The 24,249-nt window shown below is 67.1% G+C and carries 22 protein-coding genes; 14 read left to right on the top strand and 8 right to left on the bottom strand.

The window, feature by feature from the left end; genetic code table 11:
- Nucleotides 1-38 precede the first annotated feature (38 nt).
- Both glpK (ASD42_RS18015) and ASD42_RS18010 read right to left on the bottom strand, forming a co-directional pair.
- Nucleotides 39-1,541 (bottom strand): glycerol kinase GlpK, encoded by a 1,503-nt coding sequence (gene glpK, locus ASD42_RS18015; RefSeq protein WP_056818160.1) that lies wholly within the window; start codon nucleotides 1,539-1,541, stop codon nucleotides 39-41.
- 55 nt (nucleotides 1,542-1,596) lie between these two features.
- On the bottom strand, nucleotides 1,597-2,349 hold the full coding sequence (locus ASD42_RS18010) for an IclR family transcriptional regulator (protein WP_056818157.1): 753 nt from the start codon (nucleotides 2,347-2,349) through the stop codon (nucleotides 1,597-1,599).
- A 133-nt stretch (nucleotides 2,350-2,482) separates the two neighbouring features.
- Between ASD42_RS18010 and glpK (ASD42_RS18005) the strand changes: the two genes are divergently transcribed.
- The 3 genes from glpK (ASD42_RS18005) (at nucleotide 2,483) to ASD42_RS17995 (ending at nucleotide 6,619) form a co-directional block, all read left to right on the top strand.
- Nucleotides 2,483-3,985: a glycerol kinase GlpK gene (gene glpK / locus ASD42_RS18005; protein WP_056818156.1), complete on the top strand. Its 1,503-nt coding sequence runs from the start codon at nucleotides 2,483-2,485 to the stop codon at nucleotides 3,983-3,985.
- 32 nt (nucleotides 3,986-4,017) lie between these two features.
- Entirely contained in the window at nucleotides 4,018-5,697 is a 1,680-nt protein-coding gene (gene glpD, locus ASD42_RS18000) for a glycerol-3-phosphate dehydrogenase (RefSeq protein WP_056818154.1), read from the top strand.
- A 172-nt stretch (nucleotides 5,698-5,869) separates the two neighbouring features.
- On the top strand, nucleotides 5,870-6,619 hold the full coding sequence (locus ASD42_RS17995) for an SDR family oxidoreductase (RefSeq protein ID WP_056818152.1): 750 nt from the start codon (nucleotides 5,870-5,872) through the stop codon (nucleotides 6,617-6,619).
- A gap of 155 nt (nucleotides 6,620-6,774) precedes the next feature.
- On the opposite strand, the gene ASD42_RS17990 is transcribed toward ASD42_RS17995, so the two are convergent.
- Nucleotides 6,775-8,397 (bottom strand): purine-cytosine permease family protein, encoded by a 1,623-nt coding sequence (locus ASD42_RS17990; RefSeq protein WP_056818150.1) that lies wholly within the window; start codon nucleotides 8,395-8,397, stop codon nucleotides 6,775-6,777.
- Between the two features lie 192 nt (nucleotides 8,398-8,589).
- Here ASD42_RS17990 and ASD42_RS17985 point away from each other — a divergent pair, with 192 nt between their 5' ends.
- Nucleotides 8,590-9,819, top strand: a complete 1,230-nt coding sequence (locus ASD42_RS17985; protein ID WP_056818148.1) for an acyl-CoA dehydrogenase family protein — start codon at nucleotides 8,590-8,592, stop codon at nucleotides 9,817-9,819.
- Nucleotides 9,820-9,861: 42 nt separating this feature from the next.
- Here the strand turns inward: ASD42_RS17985 and ASD42_RS17980 are convergent, their stop codons facing one another.
- On the bottom strand, nucleotides 9,862-10,716 hold the full coding sequence (locus ASD42_RS17980) for an alpha/beta fold hydrolase (protein ID WP_056818146.1): 855 nt from the start codon (nucleotides 10,714-10,716) through the stop codon (nucleotides 9,862-9,864).
- 68 nt (nucleotides 10,717-10,784) lie between these two features.
- Here ASD42_RS17980 and ASD42_RS17975 point away from each other — a divergent pair, with 68 nt between their 5' ends.
- The 5 genes from ASD42_RS17975 (at nucleotide 10,785) to ASD42_RS17955 (ending at nucleotide 14,954) form a co-directional block, all read left to right on the top strand.
- The gene (locus tag ASD42_RS17975) at nucleotides 10,785-11,564 is read left to right on the top strand and encodes an exodeoxyribonuclease III (protein ID WP_082844060.1); all 780 of its coding nucleotides are present in this window, start codon (nucleotides 10,785-10,787) and stop codon (nucleotides 11,562-11,564) included.
- Complete coding sequence (locus ASD42_RS17970) at nucleotides 11,561-12,055, top strand: ribonuclease domain-containing protein (protein WP_056818142.1); 495 nt, start codon at nucleotides 11,561-11,563, stop codon at nucleotides 12,053-12,055. The genes ASD42_RS17975 and ASD42_RS17970 overlap by 4 nt, the downstream gene beginning before the upstream one ends.
- Nucleotides 12,055-12,534: a barstar family protein gene (locus ASD42_RS17965; protein WP_056818140.1), complete on the top strand. Its 480-nt coding sequence runs from the start codon at nucleotides 12,055-12,057 to the stop codon at nucleotides 12,532-12,534. The genes ASD42_RS17970 and ASD42_RS17965 overlap by 1 nt, the downstream gene beginning before the upstream one ends.
- A 100-nt stretch (nucleotides 12,535-12,634) precedes the next feature.
- Nucleotides 12,635-13,003, top strand: coding sequence for a hypothetical protein (locus ASD42_RS17960; RefSeq protein WP_056818138.1), 369 nt, complete (start codon nucleotides 12,635-12,637; stop codon nucleotides 13,001-13,003).
- 94 nt (nucleotides 13,004-13,097) lie between these two features.
- Entirely contained in the window at nucleotides 13,098-14,954 is a 1,857-nt protein-coding gene (locus ASD42_RS17955; RefSeq protein ID WP_235569652.1) for a vWA domain-containing protein, read from the top strand.
- Between the two features lie 86 nt (nucleotides 14,955-15,040).
- On the opposite strand, the gene ASD42_RS17950 is transcribed toward ASD42_RS17955, so the two are convergent.
- Nucleotides 15,041-15,679: a TetR/AcrR family transcriptional regulator gene (locus ASD42_RS17950; RefSeq protein WP_056818136.1), complete on the bottom strand. Its 639-nt coding sequence runs from the start codon at nucleotides 15,677-15,679 to the stop codon at nucleotides 15,041-15,043.
- Between the two features lie 103 nt (nucleotides 15,680-15,782).
- On the opposite strand from ASD42_RS17950, the gene ASD42_RS17945 reads away from it, so the two are divergent.
- Genes ASD42_RS17945 through yhjD form a run of 3 tightly spaced genes read left to right on the top strand, consistent with a single transcriptional unit; the run spans nucleotide 15,783 to nucleotide 18,844 of the window.
- Nucleotides 15,783-16,727: an oxygenase MpaB family protein gene (locus ASD42_RS17945; protein WP_056818134.1), complete on the top strand. Its 945-nt coding sequence runs from the start codon at nucleotides 15,783-15,785 to the stop codon at nucleotides 16,725-16,727.
- 21 nt (nucleotides 16,728-16,748) lie between these two features.
- Complete coding sequence (trpS, locus tag ASD42_RS17940; protein ID WP_056818132.1) at nucleotides 16,749-17,780, top strand: tryptophan--tRNA ligase; 1,032 nt, start codon at nucleotides 16,749-16,751, stop codon at nucleotides 17,778-17,780.
- A gap of 41 nt (nucleotides 17,781-17,821) precedes the next feature.
- Nucleotides 17,822-18,844 (top strand): inner membrane protein YhjD, encoded by a 1,023-nt coding sequence (gene yhjD / locus ASD42_RS17935; protein ID WP_056818129.1) that lies wholly within the window; start codon nucleotides 17,822-17,824, stop codon nucleotides 18,842-18,844.
- A 7-nt stretch (nucleotides 18,845-18,851) separates the two neighbouring features.
- Here the strand turns inward: yhjD and ASD42_RS17930 are convergent, their stop codons facing one another.
- Nucleotides 18,852-20,165, bottom strand: coding sequence for a D-alanyl-D-alanine carboxypeptidase family protein (locus ASD42_RS17930; protein ID WP_056818127.1), 1,314 nt, complete (start codon nucleotides 20,163-20,165; stop codon nucleotides 18,852-18,854).
- Between the two features lie 117 nt (nucleotides 20,166-20,282).
- On the opposite strand from ASD42_RS17930, the gene ASD42_RS17925 reads away from it, so the two are divergent.
- Both ASD42_RS17925 and ASD42_RS17920 read left to right on the top strand, forming a co-directional pair.
- A complete protein-coding gene (locus ASD42_RS17925; protein WP_056818125.1) occupies nucleotides 20,283-21,794 on the top strand; it encodes an MFS transporter in 1,512 nt (503 codons plus the stop codon).
- Entirely contained in the window at nucleotides 21,784-22,392 is a 609-nt protein-coding gene (locus ASD42_RS17920; RefSeq protein WP_056818123.1) for a TetR family transcriptional regulator, read from the top strand. Before ASD42_RS17925 ends, ASD42_RS17920 begins: the two co-directional genes overlap by 11 nt.
- On the opposite strand, the gene ASD42_RS17915 is transcribed toward ASD42_RS17920, so the two are convergent.
- Together ASD42_RS17915 and ASD42_RS17910 are read right to left on the bottom strand one after the other, a co-directional pair.
- Nucleotides 22,393-23,076, bottom strand: coding sequence for an ester cyclase (locus ASD42_RS17915; protein ID WP_235569650.1), 684 nt, complete (start codon nucleotides 23,074-23,076; stop codon nucleotides 22,393-22,395).
- A gap of 153 nt (nucleotides 23,077-23,229) precedes the next feature.
- Nucleotides 23,230-24,126: a phenylalanine 4-monooxygenase gene (locus ASD42_RS17910; protein WP_056818117.1), complete on the bottom strand. Its 897-nt coding sequence runs from the start codon at nucleotides 24,124-24,126 to the stop codon at nucleotides 23,230-23,232.
- Nucleotides 24,127-24,249: the final 123 nt, after the last annotated feature.

The raw sequence follows: 24,249 nt of genomic DNA, 5'->3' as shown, positions 1-24,249 counted from the left end.
TCCTCGCTTCATCCAGCGAGACAGCATTTCTGAGCGATCTAGTCGGCTGTGGCGGGGCGGGCCCAGCCGACGCTGAGTTGGACGGCTCGTTGCCAGCGTTCGTACTCGTTGTCGCGGATGCGGCGGTCCGGGGACGGTGTCCACTGGGCAGCGACCTTCCAATTGCGGCGTAGCCCTTGGAGATCGGGCCAGTAGCCGACGGCCAGGCCTGCTGCATAGGCGGCGCCGAGAGAGACTGTTTCGGTGACGAGGGGGCGTATGACAGGGGTATCGAGGACGTCGGCGATTATTTGCATGAGCAGGTTGTTGGACGCCATGCCGCCTGCCACTCGCAGGGACTTCGCTTGGAGACCGGCGTCGGCGTTCATGGCCTCGACCACGTCGCGGGTCTGCCAGGCGGTGGCCTCCAGGACCGCGCGGGCCAGGTGGCCTTTGGTGACATAGGAGGTCAGACCGATGAGCAAGCCGCGGGCGTCGCTGCGCCAGTGGGGGGCGTAGAGGCCGGAGAAGGCGGGGACGAGGTAGCAGCCGCCGTTGTCGTCGACGGTGTTGGCAAGAGTTTCGATTTCGGGGGCGGTGGCGATCAGGCCGACGATGTCGCGCAGCCACTGGACCAGGGACCCGGTCACCGCGATCGGGCCTTCCAGCGCGTAGACCGGTTCGGGGCCGACCTGGTAGCCGATGGTGGTGAGCAGGCCGTGTTCGGAGCGGATCAGTTCGGTGCCGGTGTTCATCATGAGGAAGCCGCCGGTGCCGTAGGTGCATTCGGTTTCCCCCGGGGCGAAGCAGGTTTGGCCGAAGAGGGCCGCGTGCTGGTCGCCGAGGGCGGCGCCGATCCGCACGCCCGGCACGACGGTGGAGGCAGTGCCGAAATCGCCGGTCGATGGTTCGATGCGGGGGAGCATGGCGGGCGGAATATCGAAGAACCGCAACAGTTCCGCGTCCCACTGGCGGGTGGCGAGGTTCATCAGCAGGGTGCGGCCCGCGTTGGTCACGTCGGTGACGTGCTCGGCGCCGCCGGTCAGGTTCCAGATGAGCCAGGATTCCATGGTGCCGAACAGGACGTCGCCGCGTTCGGCTCTGGCGCGAAGACCGTCGACATTGTCGAGTAGCCAGCGCAGCCGTGGTGCGGCGAAGTAGGTGGCCAGGGGCAGCCCGCTCAGTTCGGGAATGCGCTGTGCTCCAGGCAATTCCTTCATCCGATCGACCAGCTCTTCGGTGCGCACGTCCTGCCAGACGATGGCCAGCCGCACCGGCAGCCCCGTGCGCCGATCCCACACCACGGTGGTCTCGCGCTGATTGGCGATGCCGATCGCGGCCACCTGGTCCACGGTGATCCCGGCATCGCGCAGCGCCGCGGGCACGATTCGCTCGACCGTCCGCCAGATCTCGAGCGCGTCTTGCTCCACCCATCCCGACCTGGGGTAGTGCTGACGATGGGTCCGCTGCGCCATGCCGGCCAGCCGGGCGTGCTGATCGAAGACGATGCACCGGCTCGAGGTGGTGCCCTGATCGATAGCGAGCACGAAACGTTGGGTCATCGTCGTCTGCTCTCGTTGTCGGCCGATGCCGCGGCGGCGGGAATACCGGCCCAGCTCATTGCGCTGCCGTCAGGTCACGGTGCACGGCGAGAGCGGCGGCGCGAACCTGCTCGATCGCGGCGGGACGCACCTGTAAGCGGTTGTCGCACAGCCGATCCGTCGGCCCGGTGATGCCGATAGCCGCGACGACCAGCCCGCCTCTGGCTCGAACGGGCGCGGCGATGCCCGCTTCGCCCGAGCGGTGCTCCTCGACTTCGTCCGCCCAACCCCGCCGCCGAACCTCGGCGATGGCATGGTCGAGCATGTCGCGTTCGGTGATCGTCCGCTGGGTGAACCCTTGGAGCGCAACGGCTTCCGCCGCGGCGTCGTAGGCCAGCAGTACCTTGCCGAGCGCGGTCGCGTGAGCGGGAAGTATTTCGCCGACCGCCAAGGCTTGGACGCTGTTGTCGGGCCGGAAGACGTGGTGGATGACCGTGATCCCGGTTTCCCGAGCCACCGCGATGCGCACCGATTCCCCGGAACGGGAGGCGAGGGCGTCGGCCCGGTGGATCGCCCGCGAACGCAACTCGTTCACATCGAGCCGATCGGTCCCGAGTTCACCGATCGCGGGGCCGAGTAGGTATTTGCCGGTGAGTGTGTCCTGCCCGACGAAACCGACGCCGAGCAGCGTCCGCAGGATGCCGTGCGCGGTGGGTTTGGCCAGGTCGAGGGCGGTCGCGATCTCGCCGACGCCCAGCGGTCCCGATCCGCGCGCGAGCAGACGCAGCACGGCGGCGGCGCGTTCGATCGACTGGATCGGCCCAGGCATGGCCCCGAACCTACCACCGTTCAGCATTGTCGAACGGTGCGTGTGGTGTGCGCGTCCGCGCGTTCCTAGCGTGGGTTCCGGGCCCAGGTGCCCGATCGACGGACTCGATGGCGAGGTCCGGGAAGGACGACAAATGAACCGGTATGTGGGCGCGATCGACCAGGGCACGACTTCGACGCGATTCATGGTTTTCGACCACAAAGGCACCGTTGTAGCCCGCCATCAGCTCGAACACTCCCAGATCATGCCGCAGCCGGGCTGGGTCGAACACAACCCGGACGAGATCTGGGAACGCACCCGCACCGTCGTCAAGACCGCTCTCTCGCTCGCCGATCTCACGGCCGACGACCTCGCCGCCATCGGCGTCACCAACCAGCGCGAGACCACGGTCGTGTGGAACCGCCGCACCGGCCGCCCCTATGGCAATGCCATCGTCTGGCAGGACACCCGCACCGACCGCATCATCGCCGATCTCGACGCCGCCGGGCACAGTGCGCTCATCCGCGAGAAGACCGGCCTGCCGCCCGCGCCGTATTTCTCCGGCGGCAAGCTGAAGTGGATCCTCGACAATGTCGCGGGCGTGCGCGCCGACGCCGAGCGCGGTGACGCCCTGTTCGGCACCCTCGACAGCTGGCTGATCTGGAATCTCACCGGCGGCGTGCACGTCACCGACCCCACCAATGCCTCGCGAACCATGCTGATGGATCTCGAAACCCTCGACTGGGACGACGAACTCCTCGCGATCTTCGGCATCCCACGCGCCATGCTGCCGACCATCGCACCGTCGGCGAACCCGGAACTGTTCGGAACCACTAAACCCGACGGCCCGTTCAAAGGGTCGGTGCCCATCGCGGGCGTGCTCGGCGACCAGCAAGCCGCAGGTGTCGGACAGGTGTGCTTCCAGCCCGGCGAGGCCAAGAACACCTATGGCACAGGCAATTTCCTGATGCTCAACACCGGCACGGAGATCGTGCGCTCGAACCACGGCCTGATCACCACCGTCGCCTACCAGTTCGGCGACGACAAGCCCGCCTACGCGCTGGAGGGTTCGATCGCGGTCACCGGCTCCGCGGTGCAGTGGTTGCGCGACCAGATGGGCATCATCGCCGGCGCCGCGCAGATCGAGGACCTCGCCGGTCAGGTGGCCGATTCCGGCGGCGTGTACTTCGTGCCCGCCTTCTCCGGTCTGTTCGCGCCGTACTGGCGACCCGATGCACGCGGCGCGGTCGTCGGGCTGTCGCGCTACAGCAACAACGCCCACTTGGCCAGGGCTACTTTGGAATCCATCGCCTACCAGACCCGCGACGTGGTCGAGGCCATGCAGCGCGACGCGGGCGTCCGGCTGGCGACGCTGCGGGTGGACGGCGGCGTCACGGTGAACCAGCTGGCCATGCAGATCCAAGCCGATCTACTCGGCGTCCCGGTCTCGCGACCGGTCGTCGCCGAGACCACCGCGCTCGGCGCCGCCTACGCCGCGGGACTGGCCGTGGGTTTCTGGAGCGGCACCGACGAACTGCTCGACAACTGGTCCGAAGACGTCCGCTGGTATCCGAGCTGGTCCGACGAGCAACGCGAACACGGCTACCGCCGCTGGCTCAAAGCCGTCGAGCGCACCCTCGACTGGGCCGAAATCTGAATCACCACAATACTTTCGAGAAGGAGATCATCGTGTCTGTGCAACTGGACCCCACCTACCGCGAGAAGGCTGTCGGCACGCTCGACACCGCCGAGGTCGATGTCCTGGTCATCGGTGGTGGCGTGACCGGCGCCGGTGCCGCGCTCGACGCCGCGTCGCGCGGCCTGTCGGTCACCCTGGTCGAGGCACGTGATTTCGCCGCGGGCACCTCGAGCCGGTCGTCCAAGCTCATCCACGGTGGCCTTCGGTACCTGGAGCAGATGGACTTCGCGCTGGTGCGCGAGGCGCTCAAAGAGCGTGGGCTGCTGCTGAATACGCTCGCGCCGCACCTGGTGCATCCGGTGCCGTTCCTGTTTCCGCTCCAGCACCGAGTGTGGGAGCGCGCGTACATCGGGGCCGGTATCGCGCTGTACGACACCCTCGGTGGCGCGCGCACCGTCCCGATGCACAAGCACCTGACCCGTTCCGGCGCACTGGAACTCGCGCCCGCGCTGCGCGATGACGCGATGACCGGCGCCATCCGCTACTACGACGCGCAGGTCGACGACGCCCGCCACACGATGATGATCGCCAGGACCGCCGCTGAACACGGCGCCACGGTGCTGACCCGCACCAAGGTGATCGGGCTGGAACGCGACGGCGACAAGGTCGTCGGTGCGCGCGTGGAAGACCTGGAAACCAGCCTGACGCACACCATTCGGGCCCGCGCCGTGATCAGCGCGACCGGCGTGTGGACCGACGACATGATCAAGATGACCGGCGTGGACTTCCCGTTCCACGTCCAGATGTCGAAGGGCGTGCACATCCTCGTGCCGCGCGACCGGCTGAACCTGCACACCGGCATGATCATGCGCACCGAGAAGTCGGTCCTGTTCGTGATCCCGTGGGCCGAACACTGGATCATCGGCACCACCGACACCGAATGGGCCCTGGACAAGAACCACCCGACGGCCACCGCCGCCGACGTGCAATACATCCTCGATCACGTCAACGCGTTGCTGCGCGAGCCGTTGACCAGGGCAGACATCGTCGGCACCTACGCGGGCCTCCGCCCGCTGATGACCGGTGCCACGAAGGAGACCGCGAAACTCTCGCGCGAACACGCCGTCGCCGAACCCGCGCCGGGCCTGTTCGTGATCGCGGGCGGCAAGTACACGACCTACCGGGTGATGGCCGCCGATGTCGTCGACGCTGCCGTCGCGCGCCTGGGTGGGGATGTTCCCGCCTCGTCGACCGCGCAGTTGCCCATCGTCGGCGCGGCGGGCTACTTCGACATGCTCGCCGAGGTGACCGACCTGTCGGTGTCACAGCGACTGCCGGTCGACGTGGTCGAGCACCTGCTCGGCCGTTACGGTTCGCTGAGCACCGATATCTTCGGCCTCATCGCCGCTGATCCCGCCCTGCGTCACCCGGTTCCGGGGGCATCGGACTACATCGCCGCCGAGATCGTCTACGCCGTCACCCACGAGGGCGCCCTGCATCTCGACGACATCCTCACCCGCCGCACCCGGATCTCCATCGAGGTCCCCGATCGCGGTCTCGCCGCCGCGCCGGAGGTCGCCCGCCTGATCGCGCCGTTGCTCGGCTGGACCGAGGAGACCACCAACGCCGAGATCAACCGGTACTACGACCGGGTCCACGCCGAACTCGCCGCCAACGAAGCGGGCGACGACGCGGCGGCCAATGCGGCGAGGCTGGTCGCGACCCGCTGAACCCTGCCGACAGCACTGCGGCGGCTGCCGCCCTCGCCGGAGCGAAGGCGTGCGCAACCGCGGTGCCTCGGGTCGGGCAACATAGTCGCCGATCCTCGACGACCACGCCGCGCGGTGGTTAGCGTGGGCACATGGAATCGCGAATCACCCCCCGACGAATTCCGGCACTGTCGTGAGCCGGGGCACCATCCTGATCACCGGCGCCAGCTCCGGACTCGGCGCCGAGATGGCCCGCCAGTTCGCCGCGCTCGGGTACGACCTCGGCCTGTGTGCTCGCCGGACCGAGCGCCTCGACGAACTGCGCACGCAGATCCTCGCCGACCACTCCGACCGGGTCGTCTCGGTGAAGCAACTCGACGTCACCGACGATGCCGCGGTGTTCACCGTCTTCGACGAGTTCGCCGAGGAATTCGGCACCATCGACCGGGTGATCGTCAATGCCGGCCTCGGTAAGGGCGCGCCGCTCGGCACCGGCCACCACAAGGCCAACCGCCAGACCGCGATGGTGAATTTCGTTGCCGCCCTGGCGCAAAGCGAGGCGGCGCTGCAGATCTTCCGCGCGCAGGGTCGCGGCCATCTGGTGATGATCTCCTCGATCTCGGGCCTGCGCGGTATGCCCAAGACGCTCACCACCTACGCGGCCACCAAAGCGGGTGTCGCGGCGCTCGCCGAAGGCGTTCGCGCGGAAGCGATTCCGGGTGTCGACGTCTCGGTGATCTACCCCGGTTACATCCGCTCGGAGATGAACGACAGAGTCAAGCACCAGCCGAAGTTCATGGTGGACACCGAAACCGGCGTCCGCTCCATGATCGCCGCGATCGAGAAGCGTCGCGCCAATGCCTACGTGCCCGCTTGGCCATGGGTACCGATGGGCTTCGCGCTGCGTACCCTACCGCTGCCGCTGGTCCGCAAACTGATCTGAAACCAGCCCCGCCGCCCCGACCTCGAGGAGGGGCCGCCGCGCAGCGGCCGTCCCGTCGATCAGGTGCCGTTGCGTAGGCGACGAAGGAGCAAGCAACGGTGCCTGATCGACGGGACCGGAGGGGCCGCGAACTCGAGCGCGCCAGCGCTCCAAAATTACTGACGGGGCAGCAGGTGCTTTCCGTCTTTGTCCGTGGACAGCGCCAGCGAGCTGATGTACTGGATCTCGCCTTCGGGGCCCGGCACCGCTGAGGCGATCATGTCCGGGCGCTCGAAGTCCATGCCGGTGACGTGGCAGGTGAGCAGGTCGCCCGAGGGGTTGCCGTGTTCGTCGAACATCGGCGCCTCGATGCCGTCGTCGGCGCGTCGCAGGTAGTACTTGCCCTTGGTGGCGATCGCGGTGAGCGGGGTCGCGATAAAGGCGACCAGCACCGCGACCAGCGGCGAGTACGGCTTCAGCAGCTCACCGAACAGGCCGAAGAAGGTCATGATCGACAGCACCGCCGACAGCCCGAAACCGACCAGACCCACCGGGTTGAAGTCGTAGAGCATGCCGCGCCGGAACTCCGGCACCTTCGGCGAGATCTTCAGCAGGTACTTGTTCACCGCGATATCGGTGGCCACGGTGACGATCCAGGCGATGCCGCAGTTGGCGTAGAAGCCGAGGATGTTGTTGAGGAAGTCGAACATGTTCGCTTCCATCAGCACCAGCGCGACAGCGAGGTTGACCACCAGGAACACCAGGCGACCGGGGTAGGTCTTGGTGACGCGGGTGTAGGAGTTGGTCCAGGCCAGCGAGCCCGAGTAGGCGTTGGTCACGTTGATCTTGACCTGGCTGATGACCACCAGCACCACCGCCAGCGTCATGGCCAGCCACCCCGGCACCATGTCCTTGTAGATCTCCAGGAACTGGTGCACCGGCTGGTTGGCGATGCCCTGCGCGGCGGGCAGATTCGCGATCAGGTACACCGCGAGGAACAGGCCGACGACCTGCTTGGCCGCGCCGAACAGCACCCAGCCGGGACCGGCGAGCAGCATCCAGCCCCACCACTTGGCCCGGTTCTCCGGCGTGCGCGGCGGCATGAAGCGCAGGTAGTCGATCTGCTCGGCGATCTGGGCGATCAGCGACAGACACACGCCGGCGGCCAGCAGCGCGCCCGAAACGCTCACGCCCTCACCGTTCTCCCCGCCGTAGGCGAAGAACGAACCCACCGAATCAGGGTGGCGCACCAGCAGGAAGCCGAACGGCGCCACCATCAGCAGCAGCCACAGGGGAGTGGTCCACACCTGGAGTTTGGCCAGGGTGTTCATCCCGTAGATGACCAGCGGGAAGATGATGATCGTGGAGGCCAGATAGCCCAGCCACAGGGGAATTCCGAGGCCTAATAACAGGCCCTGGGCCATGATCGAACCTTCGAGCGCGAAGAAGATGAAAGTGAACGACGCGAACACGATATTGGTGATCACGGATCCGTAGTAGCCGAATCCGCTGCCGCGCGTGATCAGGTCGAGATCGATGTTGTAGCGCGCCGCGTAATAGGCGAGCGGAAATCCGGTGAGCATCACGACCACGGCGAAGATACCGATGCCGATCAGGGCGTTTCCGGTGCCGTGGGCGATGCCGATATTCGCGCCGATCGCGAAATCGGCCAGATAGGCGATGCCGCCGAGCGCGGAGATGCCGACGACCGCGGGGCTCCATTTACGGTAGCTCCGCGGGGCGAAACGCAGCGTGTAGTCCTCGAGTGTTTCTTTGGCGGCAGTATCTGCTCCGGCCATTTCCCTCTCTCCTTCATCCGCTGCCGCCCGAAATCGGCGACTCACAGACGGTGGTGCATGGATGTAGACATGAATTTTCCGATTAGTTACGCCGCTGTTACGCGCCACGATGGTGACCGGGGTCACCGAAACGCCGCGCAAAAACAAGCACGCGTGTATGTTTTTGGGCGGAGCGAGCGTCAGGAGACGAGAGTGTTCGAATGGTCCGAGACCGATCTGATGATCCGCGACGCCGTGCGGGCGTTCATCGACAAGGAGGTCCGGCCGAATCTCGACGCCCTCGACAGCGGTGAGATGCTGCCGTATCCGATCCTGCGCAAGCTGTTCAGCCAGTTCGGGATCGACGCGATGGGTGAGGACGCCGTCGCGAAGATGCTCGCCAGGGAAGCGGCGGGTCCGCGCGAGGGCGACAAGAAGCCGGGCAGTCCGTTCGGTGATCAACAGTCGATGATGGCCGTGCTGATCAGCGAATTATCCGGCGTCTGTATGGGTTTGGTGTCAGCACTGGGGGTGAGCATCGGGCTCGGCGCCACCACCATCATGTCGCGCGGCACCCTGGCCCAGAAGCAGCGTTGGCTGGCCGACATCGTCACCCTGCGCAAGGTGGCCTCCTGGGCGATCACCGAACCCGATTCCGGCTCGGATGCGTTCGGCGGCATGAAGACTCGCGTCGAACGCGACGGCGAGGACTACATCCTCAACGGCCAGAAGACCTTCATCACCAACGGCCCGTGCGCCGACGTGATGATCGTCTACGCCAAGCTCGACGAGCGCGACGGCAGCGACAAGCGCGACCGCAAGGTGCTCACCTTCGTGCTCGACAAGGGCATGGAGGGCCTCACCCAGGGCAAACCGTTCAAGAAGATGGGTCTGCACTCCTCGCCGACCGGCGAGTTGTTCTTCGACAATGTCCGGCTCGGCAAGGATCGGTTGCTCGGCGAGACCGAAGAACACAAGGGCGGCGACGGAAGAGAAAGCGCCAGAGCCAGTTTCACCGCGGAGCGGATCGGCGTCGGGTTCATGGCGCTCGGCGTGATCGACGAATGTCACCGGCTCTGTGTGAATTACGCCCGCGAACGCACGCTGTGGGGCCAGGAGATCGGTCGCTTCCAGCTGATCCAGCTCAAGCTCGCCAAGATGGAAGTCGCGCGAATCAATGTGCGGAACATGGTGTTCAACGTGCTCGAGCGTGGACGCGCGGGTAAGCCGCCGAGTCTGGCCGAGGCCTCGGCGATGAAACTGTACTGCTCCGAGGCCGCCACCGAGGTGGCGATGGAGGCGGTGCAGCTGTTCGGCGGCAACGGCTATATGAGCGAATACCGGGTCGAGCAGCTGGCCCGCGACGCGAAGTCGCTGATGATCTACGCGGGCAGCAACGAGATCCAGGTGACCCACATCGCCAAGGGTCTACTCGGGAAGTGAAGCGGACCGGCCGCGAACAGTGTCGTCGCGGCCGGGATCTCGTCACACCGCGCGCAGGTGTCCGCGGCTGGCGTAGATGTGCTCGGCGATCAGCGTGGCGATCCGGTCGGGCGCCTCCAGCATCGGCACATGCCCCACCCCGTGCACCAGGATGCGATCCGCCGACTCGGGGAGTTCGCGCAGGTAGCGGGTGGCGTACACGCTGTTGGGGATGATCCGGTCGTATTCGGCGAGCAGCATCCGCACCGGGGTGCTCAGCTCACCCAGGTCGTCCATGCCCGGCGCCCGCAGGCTGCCGAGGATCAGCGGGATCATCGCGTCGCAGTGCAGGACCGCGGTGAGCGTGGTCGCGAGGTCGCGGCGGGCGACGGCGCCGGTGTGCTTGGTGACCAGCATGGCGGCCACCTGCTGCACGAGCGGGTTGTTGATCGCTACACCGCCGAGGCGCTTGCCGATTTCGATGAAGGGAATCATCGACGCGAACTTGATGCCGACCCTGACCTGGCTCAGCGACGGCGATGCCCAACCCCCGGCCGCGGCGATCGTGGTGAGCGTGCGTGCCCTGCCGCGTCGAGCCAGCTCGAGTCCCACCCAGCCGCCGAGTGAGTTCCCCGCGATGTGGCAGGTGCGCCAGCCCAGCTCGTCGAGCTGGTCTTCGATCTGATCGGCCAGGGCGTACACGTCCAGTGCCCAGCCCTCGACCTTCGGGCCACCCCAGTGCCCGGCGAACGCGGGCGCGTACACCTCGCAATGGGCCGACATTCGCTGTGCGACCTGCTCCCAACAATGTGGCGAGAGCAGGAACCCGTGCAACAGCAACACCGGGTCGCCGGACCCGATGTGCAGCGCCGCGACGGGCGCGGGGCGGGCGGTGGACTTGGCGGTGCGTGACGTCATCGTCAATCACCCCTTCCTGGACGACAATGTCCGGGGGAGCATCCCTGCCTGCATTGTACGGTCGTACGGTGCCGATAATCCTCTCGACTGTGAACGTTAACGGGGTCCGTGCCGCATCGACCAAGGGCATGTTGGCCTGGTTGGCGGCGACCGAAGCCGACATCGTCTGCCTACAGGAGACCAGAGCGACCGACGCGCAGACCGCCGCTGCGTTGGCCCCCGCACTCGACGCGGGTTGGGTGCTCTCACATGCCGAGCCCGAATCCAAGGGCCGCGCTGGGGTGGGAATTCTGTCGCGGCGCGCACCCGATGCCGTGCGCGTCGGGTTCGGCAGCACCGAGTTCGCGGCGTCGGGCCGCTATATCGAGGCCGATTTCGACGATGTCACCGCGGCGAGCGTCTATGTGCACTCGGGGGAGGAGAACACCCCCAAGCAAGACGAGAAGTACCGGTTCATGGCTGAGCTCGGCGCGTACCTGAAGGCGCGCACCGGCGAGTTCGTGGTGAGCGGCGACTGGAATATCGCCCCCGCCGAGGTCGACCTGAAGAACTGGAAGGGCAACCAGAAGTCGGCGGGCTTCCTGCCCGAGGAACGCGCCTGGATCGCCGAACTGCTCGCCGCGGGCTATGTCGACGTGGTGCGCGCCCTGCACCCCGACGTCGCGGGCCCTTACAGCTGGTGGTCCTACCGTGGCCGCGCCTTCGACAACGACTCCGGCTGGCGGATCGATTACCAGCTGGCACTGGGCGAGCTGACCGGCCGCGCCAAGCAGGCCGTCGTCGAACGCGCTGATGCCTACGACCAGCGCTGGTCCGACCACGCGCCGGTTACTGTCCAGTACCGATGAAACTCTCACGCAAGACTCTCAGCCTGCTCGGTGGACTCGTCCTCGTTCTGGCGGCCATCGGCCTCACTCTGTTCGGCGGGAGTGGTACCGACAGCACCACCACGACCACCAGTACGCGTGCCGTCGCGGGGGTCACACCCACCGCGAACGCGCCGAAACCCGGCCCGCCCGCCGGGAATTCGTCGGCCTCGCCGGTCACCAAGACCGCCGGTGTGCCCGATCGCGCCTACGTGACCCTCGTCGAAATCGATGCGGGTCGCTGGCCCGGCTCGGCGAATGCGCAGGGCACCAAGGGCGGCGAGCAGTTCATGAACCGCGGAACCAGACTGCCGCCCAAGGATTCGGCGGGCACAGCGGTGAAATACCAGGAGTGGGATGTGAATCCCAAGCAGCCCAACCGCGGTCGTGACGCCGAACGCATCGTCACCGGCAGCGACGGCTCGGCCTGGTACACCGGCGACCACTACGAAACCTTCACGAGGATGCGCTGATGACTCCGCGAATGACGCTGTCGCAGTTCCTTGCTCGTCCCAGCGCCGAGGCGCCGGCCGCCGCCACAGCGCCGGTGCTCGGCGCGTTGCCGGTGGATGCCAACCAGTTCAGCGGCGTTCGCTACGACGCCCCCGCCGACTACCGCGTCCGCGAACTCCGCGGCGCCAAGATGCGCACCATGGCCGAACTGTTCGACGAATTCGCCGCGGCCTTCCAGTTCCCGTACTACTTCGGCGCCAACAAGGACGCCTTCGACGAATGCCTGCGCGACCTGGACGATTTCGTCGGCGATGCCCCCGGCTACGTGGTGATGGTGCGCACTGCGGACGATCTGCTCGCCGTCGACCCCACCGAACGCGCCTGGTTCGACAGCGCGATGCGCGACTGCGCCGCCTACTGGACGCGCCGCGACGTCGCCTTCCGCGTTGTCCTGCAGGGCGATCCGGAAACCTTCGGCGCGGTCGTCCTGTCCGCCTGACCGATTCCGGTGCCACTGGAATTGGTGGCTGCCGCCGTGTGATCAGCCCGCTTAACGTTCTCACCGCGCGGCTGCGGAGGCCGCCGATGAGGAGACAACGATGAAGCGAGTTCTGGCGAGTGCGGGCATTGCCGCCGCGATCATGATGTCGGGTGCCGCGATGGCCTCGGCCGATGTGACGACGGCGCCGGTCGCGGGGCCCACGACCGGATCGTCCAGTGGTGCCCTGATCGATGCGCTACTGCGGCAGATCGGGCTCGGTTCCTCCCAGCCGTGCGACGGGATCATGCTCGATACGTGCATCCCCGTCGGCGCCGCGAGCGCGCCGCAGGCGGTGCCGGTGGCCGACAGTGGGTCGGCGCTGATGACACCGGAGACCGTGTTGGCGATCAACCACGCGCTCGCTTGGCTGTACAACGGCTCGTCGGAGCCGTGCGTCAGCTTCGGACCGAACTGCGCGTGGGAATGACGCTCGTGTCCGTAAGGTTCCCTATGCGAGGTTCGCACAACTAGGGTCGTTGGCTGATGCGTCGAGATCCGGCGGGTCGGGACGGAGTTCTGCCGTGCGTTTCGCGAAGATGGTCGGTCTGGCGACGGCAGGAGCGATCGGGCTGTTGCCGCTGGCGGTTCCCGCGTTCGCCGCGCCGACGGACACCCAGTACGCACCGACCATGCTGGTGCTCGACGCCTCCGGTTCGATGCTCGCCGCCGATCCCGGTGGTGGCACCAAGATGGACGCGGCGAAGACCGCGGTGCGCGGTTTCGTGCAGACCGCGCCCGCCGCGGCGAAGGTCGGACTGTCGGTCTACGGCACCGGCACCGGATCCACCGATGCCGAGAAGGCCGTGGGCTGCCGCGATGTCTCGGTGCTCGAACCGGCCGAAACCATCGACAGGTCCGCACTCACCGCAGCCGTCGACGCCATCACACCCAGCGGTTTCACCCCGATCGGCGCCGCGCTGCGCACAGCGGCGAGCGCCCTGCCGACCGAGGGTCCGCGCTCGATCGTGCTGGTCTCCGATGGACTGGACACTTGCTCACCGCCGGACCCGTGTGAGGTCGCGCGCGAACTCAGCGGCCAGGGCGCCGATATCGTCATGCACACCATCGGTTTCGGTGTCGACGATGCCTCCCGTGCCCAGCTGACCTGCATCGCGGAAACCACCGGCGGCACCTACACCGATGCCGCCGACGGCAAAACGCTCGAGCAGGTGCTACCTCGTGTGAGTACCGCGGCGCTGCGCGAGTACGCGTCGGCGGGCACACCGGTCGAAGGCGGCGAGGGCTACCAGAACGCACCGGTGGTAGTGCCGGGGCAATACCTCGACACCATCGGCCACAAGAAGCCGCGCTACTACGCCGTCGACGTTCCCGAGGGGGCCACCGCCTATTTCAGCGGCACGGTGTCCTTTCCGCTCGGTGAAGACGCGGTGCGTGCGAACAACAGCTTGTACATGCGGGTATTCGGCGCAGAAGGCCAGGACTGCAACGTCTTCGAACACGAGAGCGCCGTGCGATCCACCGATGGGGTGGCGCTCACGGTCAGCTCGACATGGACCGGCGCGACCGAACCGAAGGACGGCACGGAGCGCACCGACAAGTGCAAGGGCGGCGGCCGGTACTACTTCACCCTGGAATGGGCCGGGGTCGCGGACAGCGCACCGGCGACATTGGCGCTGGAACTGAACGTCGCGGTCGAACCGGGTGTCACCGACGCGGGCCCGGCGGCGCAACCCGAACCGGTGTCGTTCACCGTGCCGAGCGGCCCGGTCGAACCGGTGGCAGGCGGCGGCTCGTTCAACGTGGCGACCGCGCTCGACGGGCCCGGTGTTTACAGCGACACCTTGCAGCGCGGCGAATTCGTGTTCTACAAGGTGAAACTCGACTGGGGTCAGGGCTTGGCCTATCGGGTGCGCTTCCTCGAGTCACCGGGGCGCGGGCTGGACAACGTCTCGGCCGTCACCACCACGCTGTACACGCCGTACCGCAAGGAGGTCGACTACGAGTTCTCGTCCTACAACGGTTCGCCCGATACCGTGCCCAACAGCAAGGAAGCCGTGGCAACCCCGGAGGTCCGCTACCGAAACCGCGAATCCTCGGAAAAAGAGGTGTCGGAGAACGCCATGGCCGGCTGGTACTACATCGCCGTGCAGGCAGCCCCGACCGTCAACGACCGCGGTGCCGTCCGTCCCGTGCCCATCGAGCTGGACCTGGCAGTGACCGGAACACCGGAGCCCGGCCCCACCTACCAGACGGTGCCGGGGTCCACCGGGAACGTACCGGACACCGCACAGGTCAGCGACTCCGACGACGACAACGCCCCCGCGCTGCTCGGCACCGGCATCGCCGTTGTCGCGTTCGCGCTCGTCGTCGGCGGCATCATCACGTTCACCCTGCTGCGTAAGCGTCGCCGCCGATAGACACACTTCGATGGCACCGGAATCGGCGGAAAGCTATTCCGCTCAGATGCCTGTAGCCATCTGGATCGGCTAGGAGTCGAGTGCTCTCAGCGATAGCGGTCGGCCAGGTCGTCGCCGAGTAACACGAAGACCTCGGTGATCTGGTCGATCAGCTCTTCGCGCGTGAGGTCGAGATCGCCGGCCAGCCAGGTCGTGAGGGCTTGGGTCAGGCCGCCGACCAGGTAGATCGCCCGAAAGTCGACCAATTTCTGTGGAACGTCACCGCCATAGAATCCGGTGCCTTCGGCGGCGACCAGACGGGCGAAGGCGCGTACTGTTCGGGCGGTGCGCGCGCGCAATTCCGGTGTCGCCATCCCGGCGATCAGGGCGGCGTGTGCTTTGCGTGGATCGTCGGTGAGCACCGAGATGCCCGCGTCGATCGCGGCATGGGCCTGGGTGCGGCTGTCGGGGGCGGCGGTCGCCAGTGCTGTCGCGATCGCCGCGGTGAGTTCCTCGGCGATGCGGTCGAGTAGTGCTTCCAGCACGCCGTCGCGGGTTTCGAAGCTCTCGTAGTAGTAGCGCTCGTTGAGACCGGCGCGGGCGCACAGCCCGGCGACGGTGAGTTTGGCCTGCCCGTCCTCGGCGACGATGTCGAGCGCCGCGTCCAACAGTGCGGTGCGCCGCTGCGCCTGCCGCTGCGACGCCGAGACGCCGCCGTATGTCCGTTGTGCTGCCACAGCTTCCATTCTGCGTGCCGCCGTCTTCCGGTGCTGTTCTGGTAGAGACTCTTGCCAGAATACCAATTCTGGGGGATTCTATTGCCAGATGCACTCGACGAGGAGGCGCGGCATGGCTGCAGGACAGGGCGAACCCGGATATTTCGCCGACGATTCGATGATCCGGCGGGTGATGAGCAAGCGCGCGGTCGGTCTGACCTACGGCGTGCGGGCGCTGGTGATCGGCGCGGTGCATCCGCTGCTGTTCGTGGGCACCAGCGAACACACCTCGCACCGGGAGACCCCCTACACCCGGCTGGCCATCACCGGCGCCCTGTTCGAAGCGGTGTTCCTCGGCAGCAAGGCCGAGGCCGATCGCGCGCTGGCCTTCACCAGGCGCAAGCACGACGCGGTGGTCGGCGCCCTACCCGAAGACGCGGGCGCCCACCATCCCGCGGGCACCGCCTACGCGGCCCATGACCCGCACCTGATGTTCATGACCATGGCCTTCACCTTCGATTCGGCCGAGGTGATGTACGACCGGCTCGTGCGCGAACTCACCCCCACCGAACGCGAAGACCTTTACCAGGACTACGTCCGCTGGGGCGAGCTGTTCGGCATGCCGCGCGACGCCGCGCCCGCCGACTACCCGGCCTTCCGCTGCTACTTCGACACCTATCTGAACTCCACCGAACTGTTCCTCACCGAGGAGGCGGCCCTGGTCGGTTCCTACCTGGCCGGCCACCGCAAGGCCTACCGGCAGCGTCCGCCCGCCGAGCAGGTCGGCACCGCGCTGTATCTGCTCGTGCAGGGCAGCCTCCCGGCCCGGATCCGGCAGATGTACGGCATCGAGTGGGGCATCGCCGACGAACTCGCCCACCGCGCGCTGTGCACCGGCATCCGCACCGCCCACCTCGCCCCACCACTGGCGCCCCGGGTGCTCGCGAGCACCCTCGCCGGACCGAGCGCCCCCTCCTACCAGCTGCTGGCCCGTCGCGAACAGCACATGGTGAAGACCGGGCACCCGAGCATGCCCGGCGTCGATCCGCGCAACTGGGTGCAGCGAAATTCCGCTTGAGGCCCATGGAAGGATTGGGGTATGTCCAGTCCTGCCCCGGCCGCGACGGCCGAACGTAAGCAGCGGGTGCTGTCGGGCATCCAGCCCACCAGCGACTCCTTCCACCTCGGCAACTACCTGGGTGCGCTGCAGTACTGGGTGACGATGCAGGACGAGTACGACGCGCTGTATTTCATTCCGGATATGCACGCGATCACCGTCAGCCAGGATCCCAAGGCACTGCGCGCGCGCACCAAGTCCGCCGCGGCCCAGCTGCTCGCGCTCGGCATCGACCCCGCCAAGTCCACCCTGTTCGTGCAGAGTCAGGTGCCCGAGCACGCCGAGCTGGCGTGGGTGCTCAGCTGTATCACCGGTTTCGGTGAGGCGGGCCGGATGACCCAGTTCAAGGACAAGTCGGTCAAGCAGGGCGCCGAGAACGCGACCGTCGGCCTGTTCACCTACCCGGTGCTGATGGCCGCCGACATCCTGCTCTACCGCCCGCATCAGGTGCCGGTCGGCGAGGACCAGCGTCAGCATCTCGAGCTGACCCGAAACCTGGCTCAGCGCTTCAACACTCGCTACAAGAAGACCTTCGTGGTGCCCGAACCGCACATCGTCAAGGGCACCGCGAAGATCTTCGATCTGCAGGACCCCACCGCGAAGATGAGCAAGTCGGCCTCCAGCGACGCCGGACTCATCAACCTGCTCGACGACCCGAAGATCACCGCCAAGAAGGTGCGTTCGGCGGTCACCGACACCGAGCGCGAGATCCGCTACGACCCGGCGAACAAGGCGGGCGTCAGCAATCTGCTGGTGATCTTGAGCTCGCTGCGCGAAACCCCGATCGTCGACCTCGAGGTGAATTTCGAGGGTAAGGGCTACGGTGATCTCAAGGCCGAGGTGGCCGACGCGCTGGTCGAATTCGTCACGCCCGTACAGAAGAAGGTCAAGGACTACCTGTCCGATCAGGCAGAACTGGACCGGATTCTGGCCGCGGGTGCCGAACGGGCGCGTGAGATCGCAGGCAACACACTTGCTCAGGTGTACGACCGGGTTGGCTTCCTCGCTCGCTGACCCGTTGCGCACCTGAGGTTTTCGCTGAAGGGGCGCGTGTCATGCAGTTGATCGACAACATCTCGGCCACCGTCGAGAAGCACATCGGACGCAGGCCCTGGCTGGATCATCTGGTCAGGGCCGGTGGGCGCTTCCAGAGCCAGCGCGGCGACTTCTTCGCCGCGGGCATCACGTATTTCACTGTGCTGTCGCTGTTTCCGCTGTTGATGGTGGCCTTCTCGGTGGCCGGTTTCATCCTGGCCGGGCAACCGGAACTGCTGACCGAGCTGCAGGAGAAGGTCGTCGAGAAGGTTCCCAGCTCCTTCGGCACCCAGATCAACGACCTCATCGAACAGGCGATGAATTCCCGCGGCACGGTCGGCGTCATCGGCCTGCTGGTCGGGCTCTACACCGGGCTCGGCTGGATCGCGAACCTGCGGGCCGCGCTCACCGAGCAGTGGGACACTCAGAGTCCCGAAAAGCCCTGGTGGCTGGCTAAATTGTCGGATGTCGGCGCGCTGGTCGGCCTCGGCCTCGCCTTCGTGGTGTCGCTCGGTCTGTCGGCGGTCTCCGCGAGCGGGGTGGGCAAGGGGGTGCTCGAATTCGTCGGGGCCGACCACCTGCCAGGGGCGGGGGTGGTGTTGCGGCTGGTATCGATCGCGCTCGGATTGCTCGCGTCGTGGGCGGTGTTCGCGTGGATGATCGCGCGGCTGCCGCGCGAGCCGGTGTCGTTGCGCAGCGCGGTGCGGGCGGCGATGCTGGCCGCGGTGGCCTTCGAGATATTCAAGATCATCGCCGCGATCTACCTGCGGGTGGTGCTGTCCAGCCCGGTGGGTGCGACGTTCGGTTCGATCATCGGTCTGATGGTGTTCAGCTACATGTCCTATCGGATTCTGCTGTTCGCGACCGCGTGGGCGGCGACCTCGAGCGACAACGAGCGTGCTGCGGCGGTCGCGCCGCCGAACCCGGTGGTCATCCGGCCGCGCGTGGTCGAGCACGGGATGTCGACGGGTGCGGGCGCCGCCTATTTCGGAGCCGGCGCGGTCGCGGCGCTCGCGCTGTTGCTGGTCGGTAGGCGCAAGTAGCGCCCGGTCAGCCCCTGCGCCGGAATGCCCGGCGCGCCAATAGCAACAGCACGACGACCAACACCGGACCGCCGATCAAGGCGGCGATGCGCGCGCCCTGATGGGCGGACCGCTCCGGCTCGGCCTGGGAGCCGTCGGCGCGCGGCGGTGGCGAGGCCAGCGGCACGCTGGGTTGAATCGCCTCGCTGCCTGTTTCGGGCAGCTTGCCGATCCTGGCGTCGGTGTCGAGGGCGAAACCGTAGTCCAGTAGGCGCGCGGCCTGTTCCCACGGCCGGATCGGGCGTACATCGGCCTTGAGCAGGGTGACGACCAGGCGATGTCCGTCGCGTTCGGCGGCGGCGACGAAGGTCTGGCGAGCGTCGTCGGTGAAACCGGTCTTGCCGCCGATCGCGCCCTCGTAGTTGTAGAGCAGCTGGTTGTCGTTGGCGATCGGGAAGCCGGGGTGATCCTTGTCGCCGGGGATCGCGGGGTCGGCGGGGAAACCGGGGAAGTCGACCTGTTCGGTGTGGATCAGCTCGGCGAACAGCGGGATGTTCATCGCCTCGCGGAACAGCACCGACAGGTCGTAAGCCGAGGTGCTCATGCCGGGCCCGTCGAGGCCGGACGGGGTCGCCGCGCGAGTGTCCATCGCGCGCAACGACTTCGCCACCTCGTTCATCTTCGCCACGGTGGCCTTGTCGCCGCCCAGCTGGGTGGCGATGGCGTGGGCGGCGTCGTTGCCCGAGCACATGATCAGCGCCTGCATGAGCTGACGGTTGGTGTAGCGCCCGCCGGGGCCGATGCCGACCCTGGTGCCGTCGACGTCGGCGTCGGCCTGCGTCCCGATCACCACCTTGTCCAGATCCAGGCTGCGCAGCGCGACGATGGCGAGGGCGACCTTGATGGTGCTGGCGGGGCGGTAGCGGCCGTGCGGGTCCTTGGCGGCGAGTACGCGACCGGTGTCGAGGTCGGAGACCATCCACGCGGTGGCCGAGATCTCGGCGGGCACCGGGGGCGTGTCGTCGGGGGTGACTACGCCGCAGTCGCCCATCCGCTGACCGCCGATAGCGGGGGAGGGAACGGGTAGCCGGCTCGGCGTCGGCTCGCCGGGTGCGGGCACCTCCGAGGTGTCGATCGGCGCGGGCGGCTGCGTCTTCTGCGGGCAGTCGTCGGTGCTCGGCGTGGTGAACGGGGGTGTGGTCGTCGCGCCGGGTGCGGGGGCGCTGGTCGGCGGCCCATTGGTGGCGGGTACGGCGACGGCGGGAGCGCCTGCGAGAGCGGTGACGGTGACGGCAGCGCCGAGAAAGCATGCGGCGCGCAGGCCGACTTCGCGAATCCTCATCGCCTCGCAGCCTAGTAGTCGCTGCCGCGGAACTTTTCCCGGCCCGGGCAGCTATTGACATCAACTAGCAAATGGTAGTTACTATCAAAAGGTAGATACTCTCATTTTGGAGGAGATATGCGGACGGAAGAAACCCGCCGCTGGCTCGCGCTCGGTGCGCTCGCCGTGGCGATGCTCACCATCGGACTCGACGTCACCGTGCTCACCGTCGCCATCCCGACGCTCGCGGTCGAGTTGGACGCGAATACCGCTGCGCTGCAGTGGTTCAGCGGCGCTTATACCCTTGCCCTTGCCGCGCTGATGCTGCCCGCGGGCGCGCTCGGCGACCGCTACGGACGCAAGAAGGTGCTGCTCGCGGCGCTGGTGCTGTTCGGTGTGGCCTCACTGGCCTGCGCGTTCGCCGGCTCGTCGGGTCAGCTCATCGCGGCCAGAGTGGCACTCGGCGTCGCCGCCGCCGCGATGATGCCGTTGTCGATGGCCGTGCTGCCGGTGCTGTTCAGCGAACCGGCGCAACGGCAACGCGCGGTGACGATCTGGGTCACCTCGACCGCGATCGGTCTGCCGCTCGGTCCGATCGTCGGCGGCTGGCTGCTCCAGCACTACTGGTGGGGTTCGGTGTTCCTCATCAATGTGCCGCTGGTAGTCATCGGTGCGGTCGCGGTGGCGACCTTGGTGCCGGAATCGCGCGGCGACAACAGTTTTCGCATCGATATCGTGGGTGCGCTGCTGTCGGCGGCAGGCATGCTCGGGCTCACCTACGGTTTCATCCGCATCGGCGAACGGGGCTGGGGCGACATCGCCGCCTGGCTCGTGGTCGCGGCGGGGGCCGCGCTACTCGCCGTCTTCCTGTGGTGGCAGCGCCGCGTCGCGCATCCGCTGATCGACATCACGCTGTTCGCCAGCCCAGGATTCCGTTGGGGCACAGCACTGTCCATTCTCGTCAGCTTCGCCATGTTCGGGATGTTCTTCACCGTCCCGCAGTATCTCCAGGCCGTGCTCGGGGTCGACGCGCTCGGTAGCGGGTTGCGGCTGTTGCCCATGATCGGCGGACTGGTGATCGGCAGCAGGTTGGTGGACATGTTGCTCCCCAAGCTCGGCCTGCGGGTGATGCTCACCGCCGGATTCTTGGTACTCGCGGCCGGAATCGGGTTCGGTGCGCTCACCCGGGTCGAGAGCGGTTACGGCCTGACCGCGCTGTGGACCACGGTGCTCGGCATCGGGATGGGTCTGGTCATGCCCGCCGCCATGGGCATGGCGCTCGGGGAACTCACCGCCGCCGGTTCGGGGTCGGGTTCGGCGCTGCTGCAGGCACTTCGGCAGGCGGGCGGGACCATCGGCGTCGCCGTGCTCGGCACCGTGCTGTCCACCCGGTACCGGGCCGAACTCGGTGCGCTCGACCGTGCGCCGATCTCCGACGGCGTCAACGCGGGCGTCGCGGCCGCGCGGGAGACCGGTGATCCGGCGATACTGGTGCAGGTGCAGCAGGCCTTCGTCGCGGGCATGGACACCATGCTCGGGCTGTGCGCGGCGCTGTGTCTGGTCGCCGGACTCGTGACCGCGCTGCGGTTGCGGCGACCGACGGCACCGGTTACTCAGCCGGATGCGGCAGAATCGATACATGTCGGTTGAGATATCGCTGCGCGAGCGGAAGAAGGAGCGGACCCGCCGAACCATCCGGGTCGAGGCGTTCCGGCTGTTTCGGGAGCAGGGCTACACCGAGACCACGGTGGAACAGATCGCGGCGGCCGCCGAGATCTCGCCCAGCACCTTCTTCCGCTACTTCCCGACGAAGGAACAGCTGGTCATCGCCGACGATCAGGACGCGCTGATGATCGAGGCCCTGGCGGCGCAACCGCGCGGCCTGCACCCGCTGACCGCCTTCCGCAACGCCACCGAGGCGGTGTTCTCGGCCATGTCGGCGGCCGACATGGCCTTCGAGCAGGAACGGCACGCGCTGCTGTACCACGTCCCCGAGCTGCGCCCGGCAATCGGCCTGGAATTTCAGCGCAGCATCGAATTGGGGGCGCAACTGATGGCCGACTACACCGGCCGGGCCGCCGACGATTTCGAGGTGCGGGTGGCCGCGGGCGCCATGATCGGCACCATGCTCGCCATCGTGACCACCACGCCGGTCAATGCCGAGAACGTCGGTCACGCCCTGCGATTCCTGCAGGCCGGGCTGCCGTTCGGTCCGGACGACGCACCGAACGGCAGCGATCGGTCCTGACTAGTCGGCCTTGCCGTGCTGCACGGGGCAGCCGTGTGCCAGGGGGCCGAGCAGCTGGTTGTTGTCGTAGAAGTGTTCCAGCTCGAGGATGCGCAGATCCTCGCTGACGCGGGCGATGGTCACACCGAACATCTCGATCTGCTCACCGGTGGGCTGGTGGCCCTTGTACTCGCCCTCGAACTTGCCCCAGTGACGCCAGCGGAAGCTCACCGACGGCGGGCCCGAGAGCACTTCCTGGACCTCCCAGAAGAACCCGCCGGGGAAGGCGGTATGGAAGATGTGGTGCGAGGAATCGAAGGTCTCGTTCGCGGCGTCGTAGTACGGATTGTCGCCGATCAGGATGTTGTAGCTGCCGATACGCGCGAATTCCTCGGCGTCCTGCCACGTCCCACCGTTGACCCGGCCGCGGTAGTGCTCGGCCACCACCGACAGCCAGGTGGCGGGGTCGGCCTTGTGCGAGACCTCCATTTCGAAGACCTTCACCAGGTCTTCGACGATCGCCTCCAGGGATCCGGGCGCGTGCTCGACGCTGCGCTCGCGCGGGATCACCTCGTGGCTCAGCTCGTAGTCGGGAACGTTGCCGCGCCATTCCTCCGGCGCTGCGGCGGCGATCACGGCTTCCCGGCCCTGCAGCCACAGGGGCGCTTCCGGTTCCGGGTTCTGCTCGGCCTGCGTATTTGTCACGTCCACAGTCATTTTCGGTCTACCCGACCCTTTCAAAAAGCTCGAAGAACGGGTCGAAGGTAACAGTCGCGCATCGGTCGCGCGTGTCGGGTCCCAACAAGTGAGAAACACGAAATGTCGAACTGTGTTCTGTAGCAATGTTTTCGAGGGTAGCTAGGACACCGGCTGGGTGGGGTGGCCGAGCCTGGCCGGTGTCTCGTCGTCCATGGTCGCGAAGAATTCGCCGAGCACGCCGACTATCTGGTCCACCGAATCCGCGCAGTACAGCACCGGTTGGTAGTGCGTGATGTCGTAGGCGATGGTGCCCATCTCCGCGACGTCGAGCGGCCGCAGGCGCGCGTGCCGGAACTCGTCGATCTCGCCGTAGGACGACAGCAGTCCGGCGCCGTAGCAACGGATTTCATCGTTCTCGCGGACCACGCCGAACTCGAGCGAGAACCAGAAGACATCGGCGAGGAATTTCAGCGCGGTGCCGGTCTCCAACCTGGCCACCGCGGCGCCGACCGTCTCGTACAGGGCCGCGAAACGTGGGCTGGCGATCTGGCTGGCGTGGCCGATGATCTCGTGGATCGCATCGGGTTCCGGGGTGTAGAGCGGGGCGGAGTGGTGACGGATGTACTGGGTGGAGTGGAAGGTGCGCTCGGCGAAGGAACCGAAGAACTCGCGCAGCGGAACCAGGCCGGCGGCGGGCACGTACCGGAAGCCGGTGAGGGGGGTGAGCAGCCGCGATACCTCGTCGAGTTGCGGGATGTGATCGTGCGGGAGGGCAAGGTCGCTCGCTGCCTCCCGCACCTCACGGCAGGCGTAGACCTCGTGTTTGCGGGCCAGCTCCGCCGACGCGATCCGCCACACCCGCTGCTCGTCGTCGGTGTAGTCGATGTGCGGTGCGGGGGCGCCGGGGGAGTGGTCGAGCGCGAGCGCGGCGATGGCGTTGCGGCGCGCGCGGTAGTGCTCGTCGTGCACGCCGGGGTGGTCATCGCTCAGGTGCACTGTCACGTCGCCGTCACGCTCACGCGTCACCGGCGAGTAGAGCTGGGCCTCGGTGAACATGACTCCAGGCAAGCACCGCATTCCCGTCGCGACAACAACCACGCCGACAACTGTGCAAACTGCACAGTTGCAGGGTTCGTCGCGGTCGGATTCCGGCGGTGAACTGTGTTTTCTGTGTGCTTG

This window comes from Nocardia sp. Root136, from assembly GCF_001427185.1.
Lineage (GTDB): Bacteria > Actinomycetota > Actinomycetes > Mycobacteriales > Mycobacteriaceae > Nocardia > Nocardia salmonicida.
Note: the sequence above shows the minus strand (reverse complement) of the source record. Positions and strands in the feature narration are given on the sequence as shown.

What these genes read in the sequence shown, in the direction of transcription:
- glpK (WP_056818160.1), bottom strand. Translation starts at nt 1,541, where the DNA reads ATGACCCAACGTTTCGTGCTCGCTATCGATCAGGGCACCACCTCGAGC.
- ASD42_RS18010 (WP_056818157.1), bottom strand. Translation starts at nt 2,349, where the DNA reads ATGCCTGGGCCGATCCAGTCGATCGAACGCGCCGCCGCCGTGCTGCGT.
- glpK (WP_056818156.1), top strand. Translation starts at nt 2,483, where the DNA reads ATGAACCGGTATGTGGGCGCGATCGACCAGGGCACGACTTCGACGCGA.
- ASD42_RS17990 (WP_056818150.1), bottom strand. Translation starts at nt 8,397, where the DNA reads ATGGCCGGAGCAGATACTGCCGCCAAAGAAACACTCGAGGACTACACG.
- ASD42_RS17980 (WP_056818146.1), bottom strand. Translation starts at nt 10,716, where the DNA reads ATGACGTCACGCACCGCCAAGTCCACCGCCCGCCCCGCGCCCGTCGCG.
- ASD42_RS17970 (WP_056818142.1), top strand. Translation starts at nt 11,561, where the DNA reads ATGAAACTCTCACGCAAGACTCTCAGCCTGCTCGGTGGACTCGTCCTC.
- ASD42_RS17965 (WP_056818140.1), top strand. Translation starts at nt 12,055, where the DNA reads ATGACTCCGCGAATGACGCTGTCGCAGTTCCTTGCTCGTCCCAGCGCC.
- ASD42_RS17960 (WP_056818138.1), top strand. Translation starts at nt 12,635, where the DNA reads ATGAAGCGAGTTCTGGCGAGTGCGGGCATTGCCGCCGCGATCATGATG.
- ASD42_RS17950 (WP_056818136.1), bottom strand. Translation starts at nt 15,679, where the DNA reads ATGGAAGCTGTGGCAGCACAACGGACATACGGCGGCGTCTCGGCGTCG.
- ASD42_RS17945 (WP_056818134.1), top strand. Translation starts at nt 15,783, where the DNA reads ATGGCTGCAGGACAGGGCGAACCCGGATATTTCGCCGACGATTCGATG.
- trpS (WP_056818132.1), top strand. Translation starts at nt 16,749, where the DNA reads ATGTCCAGTCCTGCCCCGGCCGCGACGGCCGAACGTAAGCAGCGGGTG.
- yhjD (WP_056818129.1), top strand. Translation starts at nt 17,822, where the DNA reads ATGCAGTTGATCGACAACATCTCGGCCACCGTCGAGAAGCACATCGGA.
- ASD42_RS17930 (WP_056818127.1), bottom strand. Translation starts at nt 20,165, where the DNA reads ATGAGGATTCGCGAAGTCGGCCTGCGCGCCGCATGCTTTCTCGGCGCT.
- ASD42_RS17925 (WP_056818125.1), top strand. Translation starts at nt 20,283, where the DNA reads ATGCGGACGGAAGAAACCCGCCGCTGGCTCGCGCTCGGTGCGCTCGCC.
- ASD42_RS17920 (WP_056818123.1), top strand. Translation starts at nt 21,784, where the DNA reads ATGTCGGTTGAGATATCGCTGCGCGAGCGGAAGAAGGAGCGGACCCGC.
- ASD42_RS17910 (WP_056818117.1), bottom strand. Translation starts at nt 24,126, where the DNA reads ATGTTCACCGAGGCCCAGCTCTACTCGCCGGTGACGCGTGAGCGTGAC.